Origin of the sequence: Nocardia caishijiensis NBRC 108228 (genome assembly GCF_001612825.1) — a bacterium.
Classification (GTDB): Bacteria; Actinomycetota; Actinomycetes; order Mycobacteriales; family Mycobacteriaceae; genus Nocardia; species Nocardia caishijiensis.
In genome coordinates, this window is record NZ_BDBE01000040.1 from 93,270 (window position 1) to 117,665 (window position 24,396).

The following is a 24,396-nucleotide window of genomic DNA, read 5'->3' on the forward strand; positions in this document are numbered from 1 at the left end:
GGCGGTGGAACAACCCATGCGGACCAACGACTATCTCGCCAGGATCGTGCTCCTGGAGGTCAGTGCGGTGCGGGCGCGAACGCTTGCCGCCGAGGCCGCGGCCCAGCGGGAGGCCGTCCTGGCCGAACACGCCGCACAGGCCGCGCGGGAACGGGCCGACCAGCAGCAACGGGCAGCCGTCGAACGTCGGCAGCTCGTGCGCAGAATCCTGTCCAGCGCAGGCGGACTCGCCGTCCTGGCGGTGCCGGTCTGGGTGCTCACCCCGGTGGTCGGGTCGATTCTGTCGATCTTCAGCGACAACATCACCGAGGTGGTGTTCCTGTCCGGTGACACCGGAGACACCTCGGGCAGCGGACCGTGGACGCTGTACAGCCTGCTGTGGAAGCTCTTGCTCGGCATGATCGCCGGACTGGCGACCCTCGGATTCGTCCTCCCCTACCCGAGGGACGAGGAAGTCGTGTCCGTGCCCGCGATGGTCGGGTTCGGCGGCGGGCTGCTGGTGTTGGCCTATCACGCTGTCGCCGGATCGGGTTCGGCGACAAGTTGGTGGTGGCCACCACTGTTCGCGGTGCTCGGCCACCTCGGCTACGGGCTGTACCGGCGGATCCAGCAAGAACAGGGAGCACAGTGAGCTCGAGTTTCATCTCGTTCGATCTCGTCGGGGCGACGGTCGACGCCGCGTCCAGCGCAGCGGCACGTGCGGCGCGTGAACGTGCCGAACTGGACGCCGCCCGCTCGCGCTGGCGCAGGCTCGCCGCGCGGCTCGAGATCCACGCGCACCAGTGCGCGAGTGTCGGAGCTCCCGAACTCGTGGTCTCCGTCAACGGCATACCACCCGGCGACGCGCGCGACGTCGACGCGGCGTGCGCGGCCGTCGAGAGTCGGCTCTCCGACGCGGCCGCGAGGGTTGCCGCCCTACTACAGCAGCGCCGACGTGCGGAGGTGGATGCCGGATTGTCGGCCGCGCTGGCTGATCTGGCCCGCCGCGAATCCGCCGCCGTTGCCACCGGCTCGGCACCGGCCGCACCCGGGCAGGCGACCCGCTCCGCGGACTCGGCCGCCGACGCCGCTGCGCGCGGGGCGCGAGTCGAACAGCTGCTGGCGAGCCTGCTCGAGGGCGACCCGGCACTGGTGGCCGCGGGCGCCGAAATCCTGCGTACCACTGATCCTGCCCGAGCTCGGCTGCTGCTCAGCGACTTGAGCAGGCGCGTGCGTACCGCGAACCTGGCCACCGAGGCCATGCGCGCCACCACCGCCGCGATCGCCGAACTCCGGGCCGACACGGCCGACCTGGCCGATCCCACGCCCGTCAGCGTCCTGCTCGACCACGCCGAATCCGCAGCGAGCCCTGGCACCGCCGCCGCGCTGCTCGACCGCGCCACCGCCCTCGCCGAGCGCGCACGCGCCGCCGAACGACCGCGTCCCGAACTCGCGTTCGTTCTCGAATCGGTGACTGCCGCGTTCACCGACCTCGGGTACACGGTCGACCCCGTCACCGTCGTCGCCCCCGGGTCCGTGCTCGTCAATCGGCCGGGCGCCACCCAGCACGCGGTGCTGGCTCAGGTCGAGGGTGACGAAATCTCGCTGCGCACAGTGCGAACCAGCTCCGGTACCCGTCCGGACGACGACCGCGCCCAGGACAGCGCCCTGTGCGGCGACATCGACCGGATCGCCACCCGGCTGCGCGCCCGCGGTGTCACTCCCGGCCGCATTCGGCGCGCACCTGCCGGGATCACCGCCCTGCCGGTGATCCCGCGGACCGACCCGTCGACGGCGACGCCGAAGGCCAAGCACGTCCGACGCACGAGCGGCACCGAGCGGAGCGCGGAATGAACGCCGAGCCCGATCAGCTGCCCGCTTGGCTTCGCGAGATCGATGTGGCGCTCGCTGCCAACCCACAACTGCTGATCACCGGCAACCTGCACGACATCGTGCTGGTAGCGATCCCGCCCGCACCCATGCCCCGCATGCTGTCGGTGGTCGACGCGCTCTTGCACGTGCTCGGACTCGCCGGACATACCCGCGTCGTCGTCGCGGACCCGGTCGACGGTGCGCGGGCCGCGCTCGACGCCGACGGCGTGGCGGCCCAACTCGTCCGGACCGCGCGCGCGAAGACGGACGCGGACGCGAACCTGCTCGACTATCTCCCCGCGCTGCTCCAGGGCGTGGTCCACGCACCGCAACCGTGCTGTCTGGTGATCGACGGTGCGTCACGCCTGTCGCCGACCGTCGACTTCACCGACGAAGCCCTGCACCGCGCACTGATCACCGCGCACAAACTGATGCTCACGGCCAAACGGGTCGAGGTGCCCGGGCCGCATCGAACAGCGTTGTACAACACCGTATTCTGGCTTCTCGACCGAGAAGGCGATCTGCCGCACTGGTTGATCGGCGGCGAGCTGGCCAGGGTCGTCTCCATCCCCGCTCCTGGACTGCGTCAGCGCCTCACCCTGGCGGGCATGCTCGCCGGATCACTGCCCGAGATCCCCGATCGGGCCACGCGCGCAACCGAATTCGACGCCATCGTCGCCCGCTACGCCGCCCGGACCAGCGGTCTCACCCTGCACTCGATCCGCGAGATCAACCGGCTCGCGATCGATCGGCGCATCCCGGCGGTCGATATCGACGACGCCATCCGCACCTTCCGGGTCGGTATCCCCGACAACCCGTGGCAGGACCCCGCCCTGCGGGAGCGGATACGGCTCGGGCCGACCGTGCTCGCCGAGAAGGTGAAGGGACAGCCTGCCGCCGTCCGCAAGTCGGTCGACATCCTCATCCGCTCGGCCCTCGGCCTGTCCGGGGCGCAGACCACGAGTAGTTCGGCCCGGCCACAGGGCGTGCTGTTCTTCGCCGGGCCGACCGGTGTCGGTAAGACCGAGCTGGCCAAGTCCATCGCCGAGCTCGTCTTCGGCCGTGACGACGCCTTCATCCGATTCGATATGAGCGAGTTCTCGGCCGAGCACGCCGAAGCTCGGCTCATCGGGGCCCCACCGGGCTATTCGGGACACAACGCCGGCGGTGAACTCACCAACGCGATCCGCCAGCAGCCCTTCCAGCTCGCCCTGTTCGACGAGATCGAGAAGGCGCACCCCCGGATCCTCGACAAGTTCCTCCAAATCCTCGAGGACGGTCGACTCACCGACGGAACCGGAGCCACGGTGTTCTTCTCCGAAACCCTGTTGGTGTTCACCTCCAACCTCGGGGTCTACCGCACCGATGACCAGGGCATCCGCGTGCCGGTGGTCACGCGCGGCACGGCCTATCGTGAGGTCGAACGAACCATCCGCGCGGCTGTCGGCGAACACTTCACCAAGGAAATCGGCCGCCCGGAACTGCTCAACCGCATCGGTGACAACATCGTGGTGTTCGACTTCATCGACGAGACCACTGCCCGCGAGCTGGTCGGCATATTCGTCGAGAACGTCTGCGCGCGCGTGCTCGCGGTGACCGGGGTGACCGTCGCCGTCGACAAGCTGGTCCTCGATCAGTTGCATCGCGCGGCCGTCGACAAGCTGGACTTCGGCGGCCGCGGTGTCGGCTCGACTGTCGAATCGATGCTGGTCAATCCCCTTGCCAGAGCGCTGTTCGAGGTCGCGCCGAGAAGTGATGCCGTCACGATCACCGGGATCGTGGAAACCGAGGAAAGCTGGGCGGTGGCACTGGCATGAACGACACCGAGGGCACGCTGTTGCTGTCACGACTGCACCACCCGGTGCGCAATCTGGGCTTCGGTGTGCGTGCGGGGATCTGGTTCCAGGGATGCACCGTGTACTGCCGTGGCTGTATCGCCCGCGATACGTGGCCGTTCGACCCGGACCGGACCTACGCGATCGCGGGCGTACTCGACTGGCTCACCGCGCTACCCGCCGAGCAGGTGGACGGCGTGACGATCTCCGGCGGTGAACCGACCGACCAACCCGCCGCGCTGGCCGCACTGCTGGCGGGTATCCACGCCTGGCGCGGTGAGCGCGACATCGACGTGCTGCTGTACTCCGGACGCGACACCGCGTTCCTCGCCGAGGAATTCGGCTGGCTCGCCGCGACCGTGGACGTTCTGGTGAGCGAGCCGTATCTGCTCGACCGCGCGGACGGGTGCGCGTTGCGCGGTTCCCGCAACCAGATCGTGCAGACCTTCAGCGAACTCGGTGCGCGCCGCTACCCTCTGGCGTCCCTCGAGGACGATTACGGCCCGCAACGCAACCATGTTTCCGTAGCAGTGGACAACGGCTCGATCTGGACCGTCGGTATCCCGCTTCCCGGCGACATGGCCGCCTTCCGCACCCGGATGACCGAACTGGGGATCGAGACGAAGAGGACGTCATGGCTGATGTGAACCCCGATCTCGTGCGCTGCCGCTGCGGGAAGGACTGGGACCGAACACAACTCGCGCAGTGCCCCGTCGATGGCTCCGACCTGTGGGAGATCACCACCGCCACCTCGGCCGCCCCTGAGTTCGTGCCTCTCGACGGCGCGCCACGCACCTCGCTCGATCCGATCGGTGAGGCGAGCGCCGGTGTGGAACTGTCGACCTGCGGAGACCTGTTTCGCGTCGGCCCGGATACTCCGCTCGCCCTCGGGCGCGACGAGAGTTACCCGACGGCAGACACTTTCCGAGCCCACACCAATGTGTCGCGATTCCATGCTGTCGTTGTGTACGAGAACGGCGGGCTGTTCATCACCGACACCAGCTCGGCCAACGGAACCTTCATCAACGACCATCGCATCCCTCGCGACGTCAAGTACGAGATCAAACCCGGCCAGCGGCTACGGCTGGCGGCCGACGTTCCCATCGTCGTGCGGTGGAACGCGTGAGCAGGGTCTCCGTCACCGCGATCACTCATCGCGGGGCGATCCGCGAGGACAACGAGGACTGTGTCGGTTGGTCGGGGTGGTCGCTGTCGGGAAACGAAACATCCTCTCTGAGTATCGAATCGACGATCCACGAGCCGATGCTCATCGTGGTCTGCGACGGTATGGGCGGGCACGCGGGTGGTGCGCAGGCGAGCCGGATGGCTTGTGAATTGCTGACCGCACCCGGCGGCGTCACCGGTGACAGTGTCGCCGAACTCACCGCCGCGCTGCGCGCCCGACTCCAGCTCACGTCCGACGCGATCAACGACCGCGCCGACGCTCAGCCCGAGCTGGCCGGAATGGGTTGCACGGTAGTCGGTGCCGCGATCACCCCGGACGGGCACGCGGTCGTGTTCAACGTCGGTGACTCCCGGTGCTATCGGCTCGAGGACCGATACCTCGCCCAGTTGAGCGTCGACCACCGGCGGATGGGTGGGAACACACTGCTACAGGCGTTGGGCGGGGGTCTGCGGGTGATCCTCGAACCCGATTTCTTCGACTGTCCGTTGCCCACTCACCCCGGCCTACTGCTGTGCACCGACGGACTCGACGACTACGCGGATCAACGCGAGATCGAGCAGCTGCTGCTCGCCGACCCAACCGATGTCCCGGCTCGGCTGCGCGATCTCGCCCTTCGTGGTGGTGGCGGCGACAACGTGACGATCGTGCAGGTCGCCGCACCCGGACGCCCGCCGACCACCCAGCGAGTAGGAGATGCCCCATGGCCGCACTGACCACCATCGACCCCGACGACGATGCACCCCGCATCTCGTATCGCCACCCGGACCGGCACCGCGGCGGGCAACCGCCACGAACCACCCTCGACAACCCCGCCGGTGCGACGCCGAGCACCACCCTCGACTCCGAGACGACGGCTACCGGTGCGACGGCGATCGACCACGAGGAACGCGAACTGCCCGCCGACCTCGCCACCCGCTTCACCCGCGTCGGCTTTCTCGGTGCGGGCCGCGAAGCCTCGGTCACCCACTGCGTGGACGCGGGCGGCCGGTCCGTAGCGATCAAGCTCTACTGGCGGCCACCCACCTACACCCTCGCCTTCGACGACCCCGGTTACGCAAGCAATTTCGACCAGGCGAACACCGTGCAGGTGTACGAGCGTGGAGTCGCGAATTCGGTTCATTTCGAAGTGATGGAGTACTGCGCGAGCACGCTCGAGTCCTTGATCGTCGGCCGGGCAGGCGATCAGCTGGCGACTGATGTTCTGCGTCAGCTCTGTGCGGCACTCACCGGGTTCCAGGGCGACGCGTCGGGCGAGCGGCTCGTGCACAGCGACCTCAAACCGCCGAACATCCTGGTGCGCAGTCGATCACCGATGGATCTCGTGCTCGCCGATTTCGGATTGGCGGCCGGACTCGGCACCCGCAGCAAGCTCACCAATCTGGGTCAGGGCACCATCGCCTACAACGCTCCGGAGCTGCTGAGGTTCAAGACCCCGGCGGCCGACTGGTGGAGTCTCGGCATGGTGATGTACCACCTCATCGTCGGTCGCTCCTACTTCCAGCGCTGGGATCCGCAGACAGAGCACCTGATCTGGCTCGACGACTACACCATCCAATCCGAGTTGCTCGCGCGCGATGTCTCGCTGGTCGACCTCGACGATGTGGCCGATCTCGGTGCGAATACCGCACGATGGCAGCAGTTGCTGGCCGGTCTGCTCACCCGCGACACCACCCACCGATGGGGCGGCGACGAGGTCCGAACGTGGCTCAACGGCGGCACACCGTCGATCTTCCGCCGGATCGAGGACACCCCGGGTGCGCCGAACACACCGCGCCCCACCCGCGCGGCGACATCGTTCCCGATCCCCGGCGTCGGCGAATTCTTCGATGCGGGCGAACTCGGACAGGCGATGGCCGAACACCCGGGCAACGCGGCCCGTGCTCTCACCGGACCCGGCCGTAAACGGCTCACCACCTGGCTTTCCACCGAGGCGAACACCGGCGATCGCTACATCGAACTCACCACGCACGGCGAGAACTGGGGCCCGGACGAACTGGTCACCTATTTCATCTCGCGGTTGGCACCCGATCTCGCGCTCACCTACCGCGACGCCTCGATCAATACCCCCGCTGACCTGCGCGAACTCGCCGGTCGCCCGGAAGCGGCCGTCCGATCGGCGCTCTACCAGCACGAACTCCTGTCCTGCCTGGCCACTTCACCGGCCCGGGCGGGCTACAAGATGATCGACAGCAACTGGCACGACATCGTCGCCGCGGCCGATGAGATGGCGGCTCAGCACGCTGTTCCCCTCGACGACGCGGGCCGCCGACAGATCGTGGCGCGCGGTCTGCTCCTCGCCGCCTCGGACGAACCCCTGATCGAGACCTACGTCGATCAGGTCCGACGCCAGCTGGCCGACCCGTCCGCCGCCGCGGCCGGAGACGTCGTCTGGTTCGCGGCGCTACGAGCCGGTGTGCGATGAATCCGCACCGGAACACGAGTGTGGCGCGGCTCATCTTGCTCGAGACGACCCTCGGCACGGCCCTGACCCAGGCGAACACTGCCGAGGAGCAGCGACGCGCGGCACAGGATCGCGAGCAGGAACAGCGCGATGCCCAACGCCGCAGGGCCGTTCAACCACGACGTGACAACGACTACGCCGCGCTGGGCTTCGCGGCGCTCGCCTGCCTCACGGTACTCGGCCCCTATCTGCTCGGACATTTCCTCGTTCGGAAAACATTTCTGCTGGCACCGGATTCGCGCGTCTACGACGATCAAGCTCGCGGCCTGGCCGATCACTTCTGGGCCGACTATCTCGGGGGCGTCGTCGCCATCGGTGCGTTACTCGCTGTGTTCCTGCTGGCACGACCATGGGAATTCCGCCGACGGGAAGTCGTCATCGGCGGTGTGATCGCGGCGGTGACGTTGGTCTTCGTCATGCCGACGGCCTCGTCACAATGGCACGATGCCGAAGGCAAGACCATCACCGCACTGCGCGAGTCGGCGTTTCCCTTCGGCGCACGGTATGTGGAATGCGCCAACTGGCAACTCGAAGGTGAGGACGCTTCCGGACGACCCGAGCTGTGGCAGGTATATCTGGCTCAGACGTTGGGGTCACCACGGGTGAGGGACTGCAACCGGGTCAATGTCTACCAGGGGTGGCGCAGCGTCGGCGCCTTCGACTTGGACGGCAACGACCATTTCACCGAGTCGATCACCGTCGACAACGTCAACTGGTCCAAGCCGTTCACCACGGACCGTTCAACCACGATCTATTCCACCGACGCGCAAGGCAGGCGGGAGCGGATGAAACCGGCGGATCTGACCGTGACCCTGCCGACCACCAACGGCCGTGCGGTGGTGTTCAACGTGGCAGGCAGCGCTTCGGGCCGATTCGAGGTGCGATGAGCGCGCCCGGCGACGAGCACGTCGCTCGCGGAATCGCGGCGTTGCGAGCGGGCTCGGTCGGCGACGCCATTCGCGAATTCGAGGCAGCGGTCGGCACGGCGGGCGATGAGCTCGAACTCGCCGACCGCTATCACTGGCTCGCCACCGCTCAGTACGAGAGCGCCGAATTCGATGCGGCCACCATCACCCTCGAGACCGCCCTCGCCGTGCTCGCGGACATCGACGCGGCCGAACTCCGGGGCCGTTGTCACGAGGGGCTCGCCGATCTCGCGTTGGAACGTGAGGACGCCGCTGACGCGCACCACCATTTCCACGCCGCACGGACGCTGCTCATCGACATCGACCCCGCGGCCGCCGCTGAATGTCTGCTCGGTATGTCCACCGCTGACCTCGGCGTCGGCGAACACGGTCGAGCCGAAGACGAACTTCGTCGGGCGCTCGGCGAATTCGAAGCCATCGATCACCGTTCCGGCATCGTCGCGACACTCGATCTCACCGCCGAGTTCCTCACCGAGTCGGGTCGAACTCAGGACGCGGTGACCCACCTCTACCGCCTGGCTCACCTTCTCACCGAAGCCGAGGATCACGCGGGCGCAGCCGAGGCCAATCAGCGCCTCGGGACTCTGCTCCTACCCGCGGTACAGGTGGACGAAGCGCTCCACGCGCTCCACTCGGCCAAATCCGGCTACCTGCGCTCGGACGAACCACTCAGTGCCGCCGAGGTCGCCCTGAAAATCGGCGAGGTGTTCGAAGACCTCGGCCGATTCGAGGAGGCCACCGCGAATTTTCGCGAAGGCGCGCGATTGTGCGCCGCGCACGGCGATCCCGACGACACCCTGTGGTTCGAGGTGAACATCGCGACCGTCGCCCTGAGCACCGGCGACTACCAGACGGCCGAAGCCACCCTGACGACCGCGGCCGCCACCTTCGCCGACCTCGATACCGATAAAGGCATCGCACGATATGCGCAGACCTTGCGTTTTCTCGGCGCGCTCTACGCCGAAACATCCCGATTCCAGCTCGCATCCAACCAGTACGAGAAAGCACTCGCGCTCGGTACCCGCGTCGACGACGAGGAATTCATCGCCGACTGCCACTACGGTCTCGGCCTCGTCGCCACCCTCACGGGCCGCTATCGCGACGGGCTCGAGAAACTGTCCCTGGCGCGAGCCACTTTCACCCAGCTGAATTCGGAGCAGAAAGCAATGCTCTGTCACCAGAGCGAGGGCATGTGCTATTCGGCCCTGGGCGAATTCACCGCGGCGACCGATTCACTGCTGGCCGCGCGGACGATGGCCACTACGTACGGCATGGCCCTGCAGCGGGCATTCACCGATATCCATCTCGGACTCGTCTTGACCGAGACCGGCCGGTTCGACGACGCGGAGCAGACCTTGCTCGGCGCACGCGAGGTTCTGGTCTCGAGTGGTTTGGCCGACCGGGTCGTCGAGACCGACGGCAATATCGCCGGGCTGTATCTCAAACAAGGTCGCTACGCCGACGCCGCGGCGAGCTACCGTCGGTCCGCAGCGCAACTGCGTGCCCGCGGGCTCGCGGCGAAAGCAGCGGTCTGCACCCAGAACGAAGGCACGGCGCTGATGATGCTGGGCGAATCCGCCACGAGCGCCGCGGCGTTCGACCGAGCCGGTGCCTACTTCGCCGCCGATCCTGATTACCGCGCCAATCTCGCGGTCTGTCACCGAAGTCGCGCACTGCTGGCGGTCCAGCGGCAGGATCTCGACATAGCGCTCGCCGAATTCGCCGCAGGCCGTTCGCTCGCGGTGGAACTGGGCACCACACTCGAGGTCGCCAAGTGCGACTTCTTCGTCGGAGTCGTGCTGTACGACAAGGACAGCTCAGCGCTGTCCACCGCGATCGACCTCGCCCTGCCCGCGGCCCTCTACATCAACAGCATCCGCTGGCAATTCGACCGCGCCACCGACCGGATGTCCTGGTCAGCGCTGTATGCCCAACTCCAGTCCCATCTGTTCACGCTCGCGGTGCGCCATCCCGACCCGACTCTGCTCGGTGACCTCATCGAGGTGTCGCTGAACTCCGGCACCCACACCACAGCCCCCGCCCACGCCCTCCTGCGCACGACGAGCCTGGCCGCGGCATTGCACGACATAGCGGGCACCACACAGACGGCAGTCGATGCCCGGATACACGGTGGCGCCGCCACTCTCGTCGCCGGATCGGCCCTCCCGATGGCGCCACCACCACGCTTGCGGCTGCCCGACGGTCGCATCGCCCTCGCACCCTACTTCGCTGCGGCGGCCAACCGTTACGGACTGACGGACCCCGCTCACGAGGTCCGTGCCTGGTAACCGCTCCCGAGTAGCGGTCGTGGTAGCGGCACCCGAGCATCGCACCGGAGCCTCCCTCCTGCCGCTCCGGCTCGGTGCTCGGGCCGCCGAGCCGACTACAGCTCGGCCGGGTTGTCGCTCGTCGCCGCGAGCGCGGCGAGCCTACGCGACAGTGTCCAGCGCTTGGAGAGAAAGCGGTCGACTCCACCGACCTGGCCCCAGCGCGACTTGCCCTCCGACATCCAGATGCTCACCTCGGTGCCACCACCGGGATGATCTTCCAGGTCGATCGACATCACCGGATGACCGAGTGCTTGGAAGTCACCGAAGCCCGCGACACCCAGGCCGAAACCCCACGATCGGAAATTGAACTCGCCGCGGCCGTCCACGGCCTTCCAACCCAGCTTTCTGAATTCGCCGACGATGAGTTGGGCAACGTCGCCTCGCGGCACCGGGACGATGTAGTCGACTTGCCTTTTGGCGATGAACGAGAGTACGACGCCGAGGATCACGATGGCGACGGCACCGATCAAGATGACAACGAGGCCGGTGCCGAAGCCGATTGCGAAACCGCCGACGACACTGAGCCCGAAAACCGTAGCGACGATGAGAAAGATTTGCATACCTATGACGCTAATCTTGTGCTCTACCAGGCGGTATCGTCTATTCGCCCGACAATGGGCAGACAGTCAGCTCAGAAGCCGTGAGCCCCGCCACCCCGTCGCAGGTAGCCGAGCAGGTGGTTCGCTAGAGGCTTTCCGAACGGCGGCGTTCACGGGCTTCGAGATAATCTCTGTCGGCGTCCAGTTCTCTGGCGAGCGCTATTCGGTTCTCTTCCTGCGCGATTCGAGCCGAGGCTGCGCGTTCGTCGGATTGGTCGGCGAGGTCGCTCAACCGTTCGTAGAGCGTCGGCGCCCCACTCATCTGCAACAGCTTGAACAGCACCGGCAAGAGTTCGATGGCCAGGAACGTCGCCCACAGCACCCATCTCATGCGATTGATGGAAGGGCTCGCCGCGCTGAGGGCGTCGAGCGCGTCGAGGCGAGCGGCCAAGCCGTCACTGTTCTCCGACTTGGCGCGGTAGTCGATGGTCTTGGCATCACGCGCCGCACGCAGGCGGTCGAGTTCGGGTTGGATTCGCTGCAGTTCGGCCTGCGCGGCCACCGCGTTGATGTCCTCGGCGGCTTTCGCGTCGGCCTTGGCCTTGTCGAGGATCACCTTCTTCTGATCGACGACCTCCTGGGCCCGTTGCCTGGCATCCATGGCCGCCCGCGCTGCCTCGCCGATTCCCTCGACTCCCGTACTGTTCTCACAGTTCCAGCCCGCCCGCTCGCACGTCTCTGCCTTGGCCGCTTCGTCCAGCGTCGCACTGGCCGCATCGTAAGCGTCCTGCGCTTGCCGCACCGCCGGATTCCGGTCGATCACCGCGGGATCACGCGAGGCGATCGCGCTCAACTCGGCGACCTTCGTCTCCAGGTCGGGGATGGTCTGGTAGGCGGGATCGGTCGCCAGGTCACGCTGATAGTCGGTTTCGTTCTTGGACTGTTCGACCTTGATCTGGGCCTGGATCTCGCGGTCGAAGATCTGCAGAACGATCGGGGTCGAGACGACAGCACCGAGCAGCACCGCGAGCACAATGCGCGGCGCCACCATCAACGCCGTTCGCCAGCGGCCCTTCTGTCGGTTCATCCCGATGACCATCATGCGATCGAGAGTGAGAATGAGGACGCCCCAGCCGATTCCGACCAGGAGGGCCAACGGCAACGGCGCCCGCAACGCCATGCGCACGGCGAAGGTCGCCGCGACGGCGGCGACGCAGGCCGTCGCCAGAAGTATCGCGCCCATCGACAAGTACCGCGCCCGATCCGACGGTGCCTGCCGCAGGATGTCTTCTCGGATGCCGACCAGGGACAGCAGGAAGCCGCTGAACATCAAGGAGTCCTTTCGATTTTCGCCATATCAGGAATCGCCGCTCCAGGTCGTCACCTGGTGGTCGCGAGCGCGCACCTCGTCGTAGCGGCGCAAGGCCGTACCGAGTCCGTCGTCGACGCGCCGCAGGAGATCACCGGCTTCGGTGAGCAGCGCGCCGACTCGGTCGAGTGCCGTCTCGTCGGCGACACCATCGAGCTGTTCGAGCAGTTGCTTGCTGACTTCGGCGTGTGCGGACAGTTCAGCGACCCGTCCGGTGTGTTCGGCGCGCAGGGCGTCGATCTCTTCGCGGGCGCGCTGACAACGCTCGACCGTTGCGGCGCCGGTTGTTTCGGCGTTCCGCACCTGACCCAACAGCTGCCCCAGCCGCGCCGACAGCCGTTCTTGCTCGGCTTCTGTCAAGGTGATGACTCGCGTACTCGCGGCTACCAGGTCGCGCTCGATCTCGTCGGTGGCGACGATCAGCTCGGCTTCCCTGCCGAGCAGTGCTCGCTGTTGCTCACGCAACGCGGGCAGTTCGGCGGCGAGCTCACGAAGCCGGTCCAGCTCAGCGATGCGGTCGCTGATGCGCTGATACTCCGCTCCGGCACGGGTCAATTCGGCTTCGGTTTCGGCGAGCTCGTCGAATTCGTCGCGAGCCCGAGCGAGCTGCTCCGAGACGGCGCCGAGTACGTCGATTCGCCCGCTGAGCACTTGGGCGACCTCGGCGCCACTGAGCGCGGCTCGAGTGAGCACCGGCACACGGTCACCGAGGTCGCGCACCTTGGCCAGGGCGTCGTCGAGGGCAATGAGCAGTTCGAGTGTGGATTGATCGGCGCCCTCGGCGCGAGCCTCGGCTGGTCGGCCCGCGAGCACGTCATCGATCGTCGCCGCCGACCAGTCGATCGAATGCCGCAGGGCATATATCGCCGCGTACCGCGCGTTGTCGACCAGCACGCCGTGAAGTGCGGCGCGTGCCCGGTGTTCGGTCATGAGGCGATCTCCCGCTCCGGTTCGATCGGGACGACGACGACTTCACCCGTATCCGCGACGACGCGCAAACGACCCCATTCGGTTCGGCCCGGGTCGATCGAGAACCGGTAGCGGCCTGCGCCGAGCCGCCCAGCTGATGCCGCGCCGACCGTCGACCATGGTCCGACCCGATCACGCCGAATCCGCAAGAAGTCGGCAATGCGCTGGTCGTCGGTGCATTCGATGCTCGTCGGCGGTTCGGGATCGACCGGCACGGACTCGACGATCTCGGTGAGAAGCCCGTGTCGGACGCGGTAGGCGAGCACACCCACTTCATGCGGGTAGTCGGTGACCACGCGTATTCGTCCGTCCGCGATACGGGTGACACCGGCCGTGACGGCATCGCAGTCGGCGATCCGCACCGCGCTGGCCCGGCCGATGGTCGCGGTTCGAACCGAATCGAGCACCGGGCCGATCGCATCGAGCCCGCTGAGGGTGAGTTCCGGTCGCGCGGATCGGGGCAGGCGGGCGAGCAGCACGTTCACGACCCGGACCACGACATCTGCCAGCGGGCGCAAAGCGGCAAGCAGGGCCGCCGTATCGATGGCCGCACCGTGCGCACCGGGCAGGTACACCGGGGCCGACAGATAGCTCGGATGAGTATGTGCGCGCGCCACAAGGAGTTCGGCACGCCACCGACGACGTGTGCGTTCGGTGGCGAGCGCGGCCAGGCGGTCGGTGGTCGGGGAGTTGCCGCTCGCGGCGACCATGATCGCGTTCGGTTCGGCGGTCCCGATGTCCCTCGATTCGATGTCGAGGATACGGATACTGTCGACCGAGCTGACGACCACGGCCGCGGCGACCGACCGTGCGCCGACATGGCACACCAGGCCGAGGCCGGTCCCCCGACCCGGTGCGGCGGCCAGATTCGCGAGTTCGCGCTCAGCGCTCGATGGTGTCATTGCGCTCCCCCTGCTGCTTCCTGCCGCCCATGCCTCGCCCCAGCGCGCTGGCGACACTTCGCACACCCCACCGGGAACTGTTGCTGCCCAACGAATCCGACATGCGCTTCGACAGCTCGGTCTGGGCCTTCACGTAGCGGCCGAAGGTTTGCACTTCGGCATCGGTGCGGACGCCGAATTCGCCCTCCGCCCAGGCGTGGATCAGCGCCGCTCCTGGTTCAGCAGGCTGTGCCGCCCCGCGCTCGACCAGTTCCATCGTTACTCGATTCGCCAACTGGAACCAGCTGGATGCGGTTCGCCCACGCCACGAGGTGGCACGCAACAGTGCCACGATGTCGGCCGGACGGAGTCCGGACTGACCTGCCTGTGCGATCGCCGTCGCGACCTCGGGCACCGATGCCGAGTGTGTGAGGGAACGTATCCGTGCCGACGCGCTGGCGGACGTCGTGCTGGTGTCCACCCGCAGCTCGTGGTGCCAGCGACCGAGATAGGGCGAATGGGACAGCCGCCCGTTGGTCGTGGTGTCCTCGATGCCGATGGCGCGCAGCACCGCTGCCAGCGCGGTTTCCGCGGCACCCGCTGGGTGAGTCAACCGCCACAGCCCGTCGAGGGTCGACTTCGGGTGCTGACCGGACCAATAGGGGGTCAGCCGGTCCGCGATGGCGGTGATCAACCGCGTTCGGTCCTGCTGCGGCATCGACGTCGAGTCGATCAAGTCGATCAACCGGGCGCGGTACGCGTCGTCCGGTTCGTTGAACCCGCTCTTGGGCCGACTGTGCTTGGAGTACAACACGAAGTCGATGTCGGCCTGTCGGTTCGGATCCGCGACGACCATGTCGGCGAGTTGCGAAACGAGCGCGGGCGGCATCGGTTCGGCGATGTGATGCCGCAGCACCGGGAGAATGCCGTCGAGCAGGTCCTCCACGCGTTCGGGCTCGTTGACCGAGGCACGCACCAGCAACTCACGCACCAGATCGGGATCGAATTGCCACAGCTCATCGATGACGGCGGGCGAGACCGCGCCGAGGGCGCCGTCCAACGCCGAACTGAGCGTGGTCCACGGGGACTGCGCCCCGGCCGCGGCGGCGACATGGGCGACCCAGGGGCCACGCGTGCCCGACGTGAAGAACACCCGACGCGCCGCGACGCGGGCGAGCCCGGGAATCCCGGCCACCAGCGGAGCGAGCGCGACCGTCCAATAGTCCTGTTCGGTCAGCGTGAGCACCGTCTCGGCCAGTTCCACCTGATCGAAGAGTGCACGGTCGGTGTTGTACGCCCGTTGCAGCGCCTCGACGAACATCCTTGCGAGATCGACAGTTTGCGTCACCTCGGCGAGTTCCCGGACCGTCTGCGGGCTCGGCTGCTCCTCGAGCAGACGGTACAGCGCGTCCGCGAAGCCGTCCTGGTCGAAGTACAGATACTTGCCGATGAGCGCGCGATCTCGGTGCAGGTCGTCGGCCCGCGCCACCACCAGGTAGTACTGCACCACGCGCCGCAACTGTTCGTCGGTGAGATCGCCGAACCGGTCCTGCAGTCCGAGCCGACGCACTTCGGCGACATCGACCTGTCCTCGCTCTGCTTTGTCGGCCACGACGCTGGCCAGGTCGAGGTCGGCCAAGGCCATCATGACCTGTGCCGGATCGCGGTCGCGTACGGCGACCTGCCTGCCCAGGTGGTCGAGCACGACGGGGCGCGTGTGCTTGGCACACAACGTGTCCAACAGCTCCCGATAAGCGGCCGACGACGAGGACAGAAGTGTCGGCCGGGGATTCGCCAAGTCGATGACGGTGTCGCCACCCCGCCCGCGCTGCGCGAAGATCAGCTTGGGTAGGCGGCTCACCGCCGCATCGGCCCACGAGCTGGCCGACAGCCAACTCCGCGCGCCACCGGGGAGGAGCGCAGCGATCGCGTCGAACACGGCGAGCCGATCCACCAGGGCCGTCGGTCCGTTGACGAGCGTCACCGATGTCTCGAGCAGCGCGGCCGCCGCGTCGGCCACCGCGCCCCAGCCAGTCACTCCTTCCAGCGCCGGTGTCGAGGCGGAAAGTTCCAGCGATGCCGGATCACCGGCACCGGGACGATCCGGATCGACCGGTAGTTCGAGCTCGCTCACCACGGTGTACAGATCGGCGAAACCACATCCACTGGTCAAGAACGCGTCGAGATCGACGCAGACGAGCCGGTTCGTGGCGATCGGCCTGCTGGTCCCGTCGGTCAGTTCGGTCCATTCACGGACGACGACGTAGATGTAATGCCTGCCCCGAATCTCGGCCTGCATGAACCACACCCATGGCAACCCCGACGCCCCGCGCTCCCGTCCCTGCGGAGGGTTGCCAGGACCGCGCGCGAGCACGAGTTCACGAATCACCGCGTCGGAACACGGCTCACGGCTCGCCGCGCGCACCGAGTAGTCGCTCTTGGTACCCGCGGGCTTGGCGACGATCGCCCACCCGACCGGGACGACGACGCTCACGAGAGCCCGAGCAGATTCTGGTGCAGCCACACGAGCGGTTCGAGCAGATTGATCGGTTGCACTTTGCCCTTGATCCGCAGCTCGCCGCTGTCGTCGCGTTCGGTGTTGGTGTAATCCCCGAGCATGAACCTGCCGGTCGGCGCGTAGAACCCGATCGCCGAAGTCACGAAGAACTCGATGCGGTCCTCGTAGAAGTACCGCATGAGCCCCTGATAGACGAGGTCGGAATAGGTGAAGTTGTCCTGGCACAGCCGTAGGAAGAAGTCTTTGGCGCGCCCGTTGTCCACCGTCGGGAAGTACGGTCGCTCGACCCCGGTGACCGTGTAGCCACGGTTGCGCGCGATCCGGAACACCTCTTCGTCGTCGAACTTGGTGATGCACACCGCGACGCGATGCGGCAATCGGGAACCGGCGTTGTCGTATTGCAACATCCGGGCGGCGAGCTTCTCCAGTATCGGGTGGAAGTAGTCGAACGCGTCGCCCTCCTCGGCGTCGCGCACCGGATCGAACAGGAACACGATGCCCTGGCACGCTTCCAGATGTTCGAGCAATTGGTCCTCGCTGCCCGCGACCGGTTGCGCACCACGAAAGGCATCGTCACCGCCGTTTCCGCGTGACGGCTCGTCGTCGTCGATGCGGAGCTCCGAGGCCAGCGACTGGTCATCCGATCCCGCCCGCGCGTTCCCCTCGTGCCGGAACACCGATCCCGGCACATCGAGCACATCGAGATCGAAGGCGTCACGTTCCACCGAGGGTTGCGCGGCGGGTGCCGACCTGCCCCACAGCCGCCGCCCCGCAGGTTCCGGCAGCACCGTGCGCTCACCGACGAATTGGAAGATCATGTTCTGCGCCAGAAGTGTCGCCGGGGGGAAGCGCCGCTCGTCGGTCAGCAACTTCGTCGACTGCGTGAGAAAGTCACTCGACGAGACGTCGACGCCCGACATCTTCCAGCTGCCGGGCAGTTTGCTCTGGAATACAGCCAACCGCAGCGCCGCCAGGTAGGTGGTCTTTCCGCTGCCAGGCGGACCCCACAGACCGATCCGCACCTGAGCCGGCGGCCGCGGCGTCACCTGCCCATGACCTGTCATTTGTTGATCTCCTGCTCAGTCGAGACAGCTACCATCGGAAATACGAGTGCGACACCGTTGTTCGATGCGGCGGGCACCCTCAGACGATCGACGAGCCAGCCCGGGGTCACTTTCCCCAGTTCGCGGCTCTCCCCTGGCAGACTCAATTCCCGCCACACCGTGGCCGTGCTCCGGCCCCGCCGCGACACCGGGTTGAATCCCGGCGGGGTATCCCACACTGCGAGGACTTCGATACCGTTGTCGCGCAACCGCGCCAACGATTCCTGCCAGCGCACTCGATTCGGGCACGGGGTGTCGTCACCGTACGGGGCACGGCGGCCGACGATCACCAGACGCCGCGCGGCAGCGGGTTGTCGCCACGTCAATGTCGCGGCCAGCTCGAGGACGTCTTCGAGTGGGGCGAGATGTCCCGAACCGCGCACCTGGGAGGGCGCCAGTTCGGCCACAGCGGCCGCTGTCGCCGTGATCGAGCCGAATTCATGCACGCGGACCACGCCGCGCCGGTGCTGACCGAGATGATCGTGGTAGCCCAAGATCGCCACCCGCACGCCGCGCCGATGCCGGTGGCGATCCGCGAGTTCGGCCAACCAGTCCGCGAGCGACCGCGTGCGCCGCTCGACCTCCTCCGCGCTGCCGCACAATTCGACGGCCAGGGCCACATCGACGGCATCGGACGGGCGATGCGTCGCCGGAATCGCCTGGACCGCAGTCGCGAGCTCGACCCCGGCCACGGCGTCGATCGTGAGCGATCCGAGCCCGTCGACCCGGACATCGCCGGGCCCATCGAGTTCGAATTCCAGTGCCGTGGTCTCGACTTCGGGAACGATCCACCGGAACACACACACCGCGTCGAGATGTCGGCCACCGGCGTGGTCTTCGGTGATCGCGACCAGCAGCTCACCGCAGCCGCTCGGGACCGCGACGTCCACGGTGACCTTTCGCCCGTCGACAGCTCGCGTCCCGGCGGGAAACAGCGGAACATGCCGTACTTCGGTGCGTCCACTCCGGTCGACCTCGACCGTGAGCAGCCGGTATCCGTGACGCAACGGCGTGTACGGCGCGGCCCGGCGCACCAGTCTCGCGCTGTCACGTGCACCACCGACGCGGTGGACCTCGGGATATCCGGCGGCGAGTGCCTCCGGGATCGGCCACCCCGGTAGTCGGTGCAGCACATGTACCTGTCCCATCGACGCGCTGCTCGGCAGCTCTCGGTCGACCCGCGCCCGATCGATGCGGCATCCGCGCCCCAGTACTCCGACGCCTCCCGCCAATTGGAACAGCGCCTCGGTCGGCGATGCGGAGAGGCCGGACACCAGATCCGACCAGGCGACGGTCCGCGGCGCACCGATCGGCCGCACGACGCCCCGATCATCGGCAGCGAGAACGTATACCTCGACCCCGCGACTGTCGATATCGATGACGGTGAGCGTTCTGGTCCGCGCGGGCGCGGCTATCAGCCACCCGAGCAACGGTTCCAGCGCGGTGATATCGGATTCGGCCGTGCCGACCTGTCGACGGCCGGGGTCGAGTTCGGCCTCACTTGCCCGCGCACCGCGCACCAGCTCGAGCAGGGCCGCTCGCTCACCACCGACGACAGCGGCCACGCGGGCCGCGGCGCGAAGATCCAGCTGTCGGCAAGCGAACGTGAGTTCGTCGTCGAATTGCTGTCGACGCTGCGGGGTGATGCCACCGAGCCACGGACCGGCCGTGAGCACCCAACCGCAGGCCGGACATGCGGTGTCGCCGGTCTCGGCCATGCACACCGGGCACACGCTGGCCTGCTCGGTCCGGATCAACGGACGTCTCGCGCATCCGGGATATCGTCCGCGACGATCCGTATCTCGGCCTCGGCGTCGGCCGACAGTGCGGCGACACGGGTCGCGCAGCGCAGTTCGACCTGGTCGAACAGATTGCGGACCGCGCGCGCGTTACCGAAGTGTTTACCCTGCCGTATACGCAGTGCCGTCAAGGTTTCTCCGGCCAGGGCGACGACCTCGTCGGCGAGTTCGTAGCCTTCCGCTTCGGCGACTCGGGTGAAGATCAGCTCCAATTCGGACCGGTCGTAGTCGTCGAAGCGAAGCGTCCGGGAGAACCGTGAGGTCAGGCCCGAGTTCTTCTGGATCAGCTCCGCGATATCATCGGGATAGCCCGCGGCGATCACCACCAATCGGCCCCGATGTGCTTCCATCAACGCGACCAGCTCGGTGACCGCTTCCTTCGCGAAGTTGTTCTCGCCGGTGCCGATGAGGCCATACGCCTCGTCGATGAACAGAACACCGTCCAGTGCTTCCTCGACCTTCGCCCTGGTCTTCATCGCCGTCTGTCCCACGTAACCGGCTATCAGGTCGGCGGCGGTCGTGTTGATGACATGCCCTTTCACCAGCAATCCGAGCGCGACGAAGACCCGCCCCATGAGCTGCGCCACAGTGGTCTTGCCGGTCCCCGGTGCACCGACGAACAGCATGTGCGGCGCTACCGACCGAGCGCGGCCGCGACGCTGCCGCAGCCCGAGCACGTCGACCATTCCCCGGATGGTGGTCTTGACCTCGGCCAACCCGACCAGGGGCGTCAACTCGGCGAGGACCTCGTCCAGCGGCGCTGTCGTCGCGAGGTAACGACGAAAGTCGTCCGGGATGTCCGCGAGGGTGGCAGGCGGAATGTCGGTGGGGTCAGTGAGTTCGACTCGATCCGCCCAACGGCGTTTGATCGCCTGGACGAGATTGCGCATCGCGCGCCCGTTGCCGAAATCCGCTCCGCGCGTCCGATACATGTTCTCGACCAGCACACCTGTCGCCTGCCGCAGCTCGTCGGTGATCGGCAGTCGCGCCCCGGTGAACTGCTGGAGAAGAATCGAATGCAGTTCCGGTGGCTCGAAATCGGGAAAGACGATCCGGTTATCCGGCGGAAAGCGGCTCGCCAATCCGGGGTTCGAATCGATGAGTTCGTTGATCGGTCGCTCGTATCCTGCGATGACGACCGCCAAGTCGTCGCGGTGATTTTCCATCTCGGTCACCAGTCGGTCGATGGTTTCCTGCCCGTGACCCTGCATCAGTTGGTACGCCTCATCGATGAACAAGACGCCGCCGATCGCGCGCCGCACCACCTCGCCGGTGCGGACCGCCGTATCGCTGACATATTGCGAGACAAGGTCTTCCACGGACGCGACAACGAGATGTCCCCGGCTCAGCACACCCATGTCTCGATAGAGTTCGCCGATCATGGTGGCCACGACGGTTTTTCCGGTTCCTGGTGAACCGCTCAGCGCGAGATGCAGCGGCATCGGCTCACGCTCATCGTCCGGCTCGCCGTGCCACAGAATCCGATCGTTGTGCACCGCCTTGCTGTGGCTGCGCAAGAAGTTCTTGATCGAGGACATCCCGACCATCTCATCGAGGCGCTGCCAGATATCGCGGCTTGCCGGTGGTGCGCTCGCGGTCAGGCCGAGCGCCTCGACGCTGAGTGCGATGCGACCCTCGGCGAGAACGAGCAACTGTTCCCGCCAGGAGCGCAGGTGGAACTGCTGCTCGGCCATGGTCCTGATCGTGTGCGCGAGCATGGACCAATCCGCGATCCGCAGCCCCTTCGTCAACCGCAAGTGGTGCACGAGCCGACCGATTTCGGCTTCCTCCGCGTAACCGACCACCGTTGTCCGCGTCGGGGCCAGATCGGCGAGCCGGGTCGCGAGCTCCGGATAGCCGTGCTGCCGGATACCGGTGATCACCTCGGTGAATTCGATAGGGGCGAACAACAATACGCACAGGTTGCGTGGCGCTGCCTGACCGGAGATCCAGCGCAACAGCATTTGCGACGCGGCCCGCCGCGAGCCGCCGGGAATCTCGGCCAGCCAGGTCTGCGCCACCGGTACCACCAGCGCCGTGCGCACCTCGGCGTCGGTCATCAGCCCGTCCAGCATCATGAGCTGGTGCGCGTCGTTGGCGCGCGGGGTCGACCGTTGCGACGGCCCGGGCATCACCCGAGCCCGGTCCAGCAGCACCGTCTCGCCCATCGGACCGGCGAACCCCGCGCGTGCACGACGCGCGGGTGCGCGCTCCGGCACCGGTTCGCCCCGGGTGAGCGCGCGCGACTCGCGGTCGTGGAAATAGACGGTCCGGCGATAATCGGTGAAGACCACACGACGAAATCCACTGCCGCGCAGCACTTCCCAGATTGCTTCTTCGCAGCCGCGCACACACAGGTCGGCACCGGCGAACACATCGGTCACGCCGGGGCCGTGCATGATCCAGAACACTTCACCGACCCGTGGCGCGCGAGCACCGCGCACACGTTCGGGCAGTGCGAGATCAGCAGCGAGTGTCATCGGGGCGTGTTCAGTCAAGTGACCTGCTCATCGGATTCTTCACCAGTGCCGCGACATCGCGGCGCGACAGATCCGGTTCGGCCGCGACCGTTGTCGAACGCAAGTCGATGCCCGTCCGTTCGTGCACGCTGTCGTGAATCGAATCGATGCGGGCCAGCCGTTCTTCCTCGGCGGCCTCGCCGTCGAAACTGTGGATCTCGACCAGTGGCGCGCGCGTGACGTCGGCGTTGGGAATGATCTCGATGACGACCTCGTTGCCGGTGGTCACATTGATCGTGCGGGCGAGAAAGGCGCGGCGCTGGTCGGCGTCGACGTACCCGGCGTCCGCCTCGCTCATGACCTGATACTGATGGTCGTTGTCGAGCGTGTCGGCGATCAACTCGGCGAGGTTGGCACGCATCTGGGAAGCGCGCACCGCGACCACGGCCGCTTCGACGGTAGCGTCCAGTCGCTGGTCGAGTTCGGGGATCACCGTCTCGACCACCGCGTCCAATTCCTCGATCGACAGGGGCGCGGCGTCGTCGCGAACCTTGGCCAGGAGCTCGGCCACCTCGTCGTCGAGTTGTGCCAGCCTGCCCTCGGACCAGTGGTCGACGTCGGGTGCCAGGGGTGATTCGACCCCGAACGTCGCAGCCGTGTCGATGGTGGCGTTGCCCTCGACGACCTGCTGCAGCTGCACGAGCCCTCGCTCGGCCGCATACCGGCACGCTCGCCATTGCGCATCGAGCACGGCCAGTTGCGAGCGCAATTCGCTCATCTGCCGGACGAGCGCTCGCGCGGAGCCGAGCAGGTATCCGGGCGGAGCACCGCTGTCGATCGCGGCGACGAGGTCGGCGCGATCGGCATCGAGGCTCGCCAGCCGACCTGGGCAGAAACGTTCGTGGGGGTAGGCGAGGACTTGAGTGCGCAAGACGTCGGCGTCCGCGAGGCTGCTGGTTGTGAGTGCTGCCGCCCGCGCGTTGTCTTCCCGCACGCCGGTCAACGCGGCATCGATCGCGTCGAATTGCGCCCGGCGCTCGGCGTTTTCCTCGGCCAGCGCGCGTTCGAAAGCCGTCCGGTGCGCCCGCAATGCCTGCGCGCTTTCCGCGCGCAGCTGTGTGTCCTGCTCCCGCAATCGATTCATGATGTCGTTCGAGGTGGTGCGCAGTCGCTGATCCGAGCGCATTTCGCTGTCGCGCATTTCCGCGCTCAGTGTTGCGACGGCGGCCTCGAATCCGGCCTGCCGCTGCGTCATCTCCGCCACCGCACGGCGCGCGGTGTGCTCGGTCTGCTCACGCACCCGGTCGAGGAGCCCCGGCAGATCACGGTTGACCCGGCCCAGCTCTCGCGCTTGCGCCTGCAATCGGTTCCATTCGGACTCGTCCACATAGATCTGCTTGCGTCCACTCACCCCAGTACCTCACTACCGAATTCGTGCCCGCCTGAATCGGGGGCAGTTGGTGCGGACGATGATCCGCGCGCATGCCGGGCTCGGGCCGTGTCGAGAGCGGCGAGCAGCCCGGGTGGTGGCAGGCCGACCAGTGTCACCGACCGCTCGTCGACGTGGAGTTCCGCGGTTCTCGGTCGATCCGCGAAGTTGTAGTCGCTCTCCCGCAAGCGGTCGGTGAGGTGGTTGACGACCTGGTTGTCGCTGCCGCGCAGCCCTCGCCCGGTGTCACGAGCAGCCACGTAGGGCCCGTCGACGAGCACGTCGATCTCAGCGAGCAGTTCCTCGACCAGCGGTGCGGGGGGATTCCTACGCAGGCGCGCGAGCGTGAATCCGGTGAAGCAGATGGTGTCGAGATCACGAACCGCACGCACCCGCCGCACGACCTCGGCCAGACCGGCTGCCTGCAGCATGGGCTCCCCACCGCTCAAGGTCAGGCCACCGATGCCGGGCATGGCCAGAAGCCGCGTGGCGAGGGCTTCGGGTGTGACGAGACTGTTGGGTTCGACAGGAATCCAATCAGGTGCCACGCAACCCCGGCAGTTCAACGGACACCCTTGCACCCACACCACGCCACGGCGTCCCGGACCGAGAGAATCCGTCGCGACAGCCGTCGCCGCGAGGTTCACCATCGTGCTCACAAAACCCCCCTCGCACAATCACTTTCATAGAACGCCGCCCCTTACTGCGGGTAGCCTACGACGCTCGGCGGCTACGCGCTGT

At 67.0% G+C, this 24,396-nt stretch carries 19 protein-coding genes; 9 read left to right on the top strand and 10 right to left on the bottom strand.

The window, feature by feature from the left end:
- Positions 1-16: 16 nt before the first annotated feature.
- Genes NC7_RS22845 through NC7_RS22885 form a run of 9 tightly spaced genes read left to right on the top strand, consistent with a single transcriptional unit; the run spans position 17 to position 10,547 of the window.
- Positions 17-631, top strand: a complete 615-nt coding sequence (locus NC7_RS22845; RefSeq protein WP_067986486.1) for a hypothetical protein — start codon at positions 17-19, stop codon at positions 629-631.
- Positions 628-1,833: a hypothetical protein gene (locus NC7_RS22850; RefSeq protein ID WP_067986488.1), complete on the top strand. Its 1,206-nt coding sequence runs from the start codon at positions 628-630 to the stop codon at positions 1,831-1,833. The genes NC7_RS22845 and NC7_RS22850 overlap by 4 nt, the downstream gene beginning before the upstream one ends.
- Positions 1,830-3,668, top strand: coding sequence for an AAA family ATPase (locus NC7_RS22855; RefSeq protein WP_067986490.1), 1,839 nt, complete (start codon positions 1,830-1,832; stop codon positions 3,666-3,668). The genes NC7_RS22850 and NC7_RS22855 overlap by 4 nt, the downstream gene beginning before the upstream one ends.
- Positions 3,665-4,333, top strand: a complete 669-nt coding sequence (locus NC7_RS22860; protein WP_067986492.1) for a 4Fe-4S cluster-binding domain-containing protein — start codon at positions 3,665-3,667, stop codon at positions 4,331-4,333. Before NC7_RS22855 ends, NC7_RS22860 begins: the two co-directional genes overlap by 4 nt.
- Complete coding sequence (locus NC7_RS22865) at positions 4,321-4,812, top strand: FHA domain-containing protein (protein ID WP_084458723.1); 492 nt, start codon at positions 4,321-4,323, stop codon at positions 4,810-4,812. The genes NC7_RS22860 and NC7_RS22865 overlap by 13 nt, the downstream gene beginning before the upstream one ends.
- Positions 4,809-5,585 carry a PP2C family protein-serine/threonine phosphatase gene (locus NC7_RS22870; RefSeq protein ID WP_067986698.1) on the top strand — a complete coding sequence of 259 codons (777 nt, stop codon included), beginning with the start codon at positions 4,809-4,811 and terminating at the stop codon, positions 5,583-5,585. Before NC7_RS22865 ends, NC7_RS22870 begins: the two co-directional genes overlap by 4 nt.
- Complete coding sequence (locus tag NC7_RS22875) at positions 5,573-7,294, top strand: serine/threonine protein kinase (RefSeq protein ID WP_067986496.1); 1,722 nt, start codon at positions 5,573-5,575, stop codon at positions 7,292-7,294. The genes NC7_RS22870 and NC7_RS22875 overlap by 13 nt, the downstream gene beginning before the upstream one ends.
- The gene (locus NC7_RS22880) at positions 7,291-8,220 is read left to right on the top strand and encodes a hypothetical protein (RefSeq protein WP_067986498.1); all 930 of its coding nucleotides are present in this window, start codon (positions 7,291-7,293) and stop codon (positions 8,218-8,220) included. Before NC7_RS22875 ends, NC7_RS22880 begins: the two co-directional genes overlap by 4 nt.
- The gene (locus tag NC7_RS22885; protein ID WP_067986500.1) at positions 8,217-10,547 is read left to right on the top strand and encodes a tetratricopeptide repeat protein; all 2,331 of its coding nucleotides are present in this window, start codon (positions 8,217-8,219) and stop codon (positions 10,545-10,547) included. The genes NC7_RS22880 and NC7_RS22885 overlap by 4 nt, the downstream gene beginning before the upstream one ends.
- A gap of 95 nt (positions 10,548-10,642) precedes the next feature.
- On the opposite strand, the gene NC7_RS22890 is transcribed toward NC7_RS22885, so the two are convergent.
- The 10 genes from NC7_RS22890 to NC7_RS22935 form a co-directional block, all read right to left on the bottom strand.
- On the bottom strand, positions 10,643-11,149 hold the full coding sequence (locus NC7_RS22890; protein ID WP_067986502.1) for a hypothetical protein: 507 nt from the start codon (positions 11,147-11,149) through the stop codon (positions 10,643-10,645).
- A 124-nt stretch (positions 11,150-11,273) separates the two neighbouring features.
- Positions 11,274-12,458, bottom strand: coding sequence for a DUF4407 domain-containing protein (locus NC7_RS22895; protein ID WP_067986504.1), 1,185 nt, complete (start codon positions 12,456-12,458; stop codon positions 11,274-11,276).
- 27 nt (positions 12,459-12,485) lie between these two features.
- Positions 12,486-13,427: a hypothetical protein gene (locus NC7_RS22900; RefSeq protein ID WP_067986506.1), complete on the bottom strand. Its 942-nt coding sequence runs from the start codon at positions 13,425-13,427 to the stop codon at positions 12,486-12,488.
- Positions 13,424-14,368, bottom strand: coding sequence for a hypothetical protein (locus NC7_RS22905; RefSeq protein WP_067986508.1), 945 nt, complete (start codon positions 14,366-14,368; stop codon positions 13,424-13,426). Before NC7_RS22905 ends, NC7_RS22900 begins: the two co-directional genes overlap by 4 nt.
- Entirely contained in the window at positions 14,349-16,841 is a 2,493-nt protein-coding gene (locus NC7_RS22910; RefSeq protein WP_067986510.1) for a hypothetical protein, read from the bottom strand. The genes NC7_RS22905 and NC7_RS22910 overlap by 20 nt, the downstream gene beginning before the upstream one ends.
- Positions 16,838-17,929: a hypothetical protein gene (locus NC7_RS22915; protein WP_067986512.1), complete on the bottom strand. Its 1,092-nt coding sequence runs from the start codon at positions 17,927-17,929 to the stop codon at positions 16,838-16,840. Before NC7_RS22915 ends, NC7_RS22910 begins: the two co-directional genes overlap by 4 nt.
- Positions 17,926-19,686 carry a hypothetical protein gene (locus tag NC7_RS22920; protein ID WP_067986514.1) on the bottom strand — a complete coding sequence of 587 codons (1,761 nt, stop codon included), beginning with the start codon at positions 19,684-19,686 and terminating at the stop codon, positions 17,926-17,928. The genes NC7_RS22915 and NC7_RS22920 overlap by 4 nt, the downstream gene beginning before the upstream one ends.
- Positions 19,687-19,721: 35 nt before the next feature.
- Entirely contained in the window at positions 19,722-22,247 is a 2,526-nt protein-coding gene (locus tag NC7_RS22925; protein WP_067986516.1) for an AAA family ATPase, read from the bottom strand.
- A gap of 10 nt (positions 22,248-22,257) precedes the next feature.
- Entirely contained in the window at positions 22,258-23,637 is a 1,380-nt protein-coding gene (locus tag NC7_RS22930; protein WP_067986518.1) for a hypothetical protein, read from the bottom strand.
- Positions 23,634-24,305, bottom strand: a complete 672-nt coding sequence (locus tag NC7_RS22935; RefSeq protein ID WP_067986520.1) for a 4Fe-4S single cluster domain-containing protein — start codon at positions 24,303-24,305, stop codon at positions 23,634-23,636. Before NC7_RS22935 ends, NC7_RS22930 begins: the two co-directional genes overlap by 4 nt.
- Between the last annotated feature and the right edge of the window lie 91 nt (positions 24,306-24,396).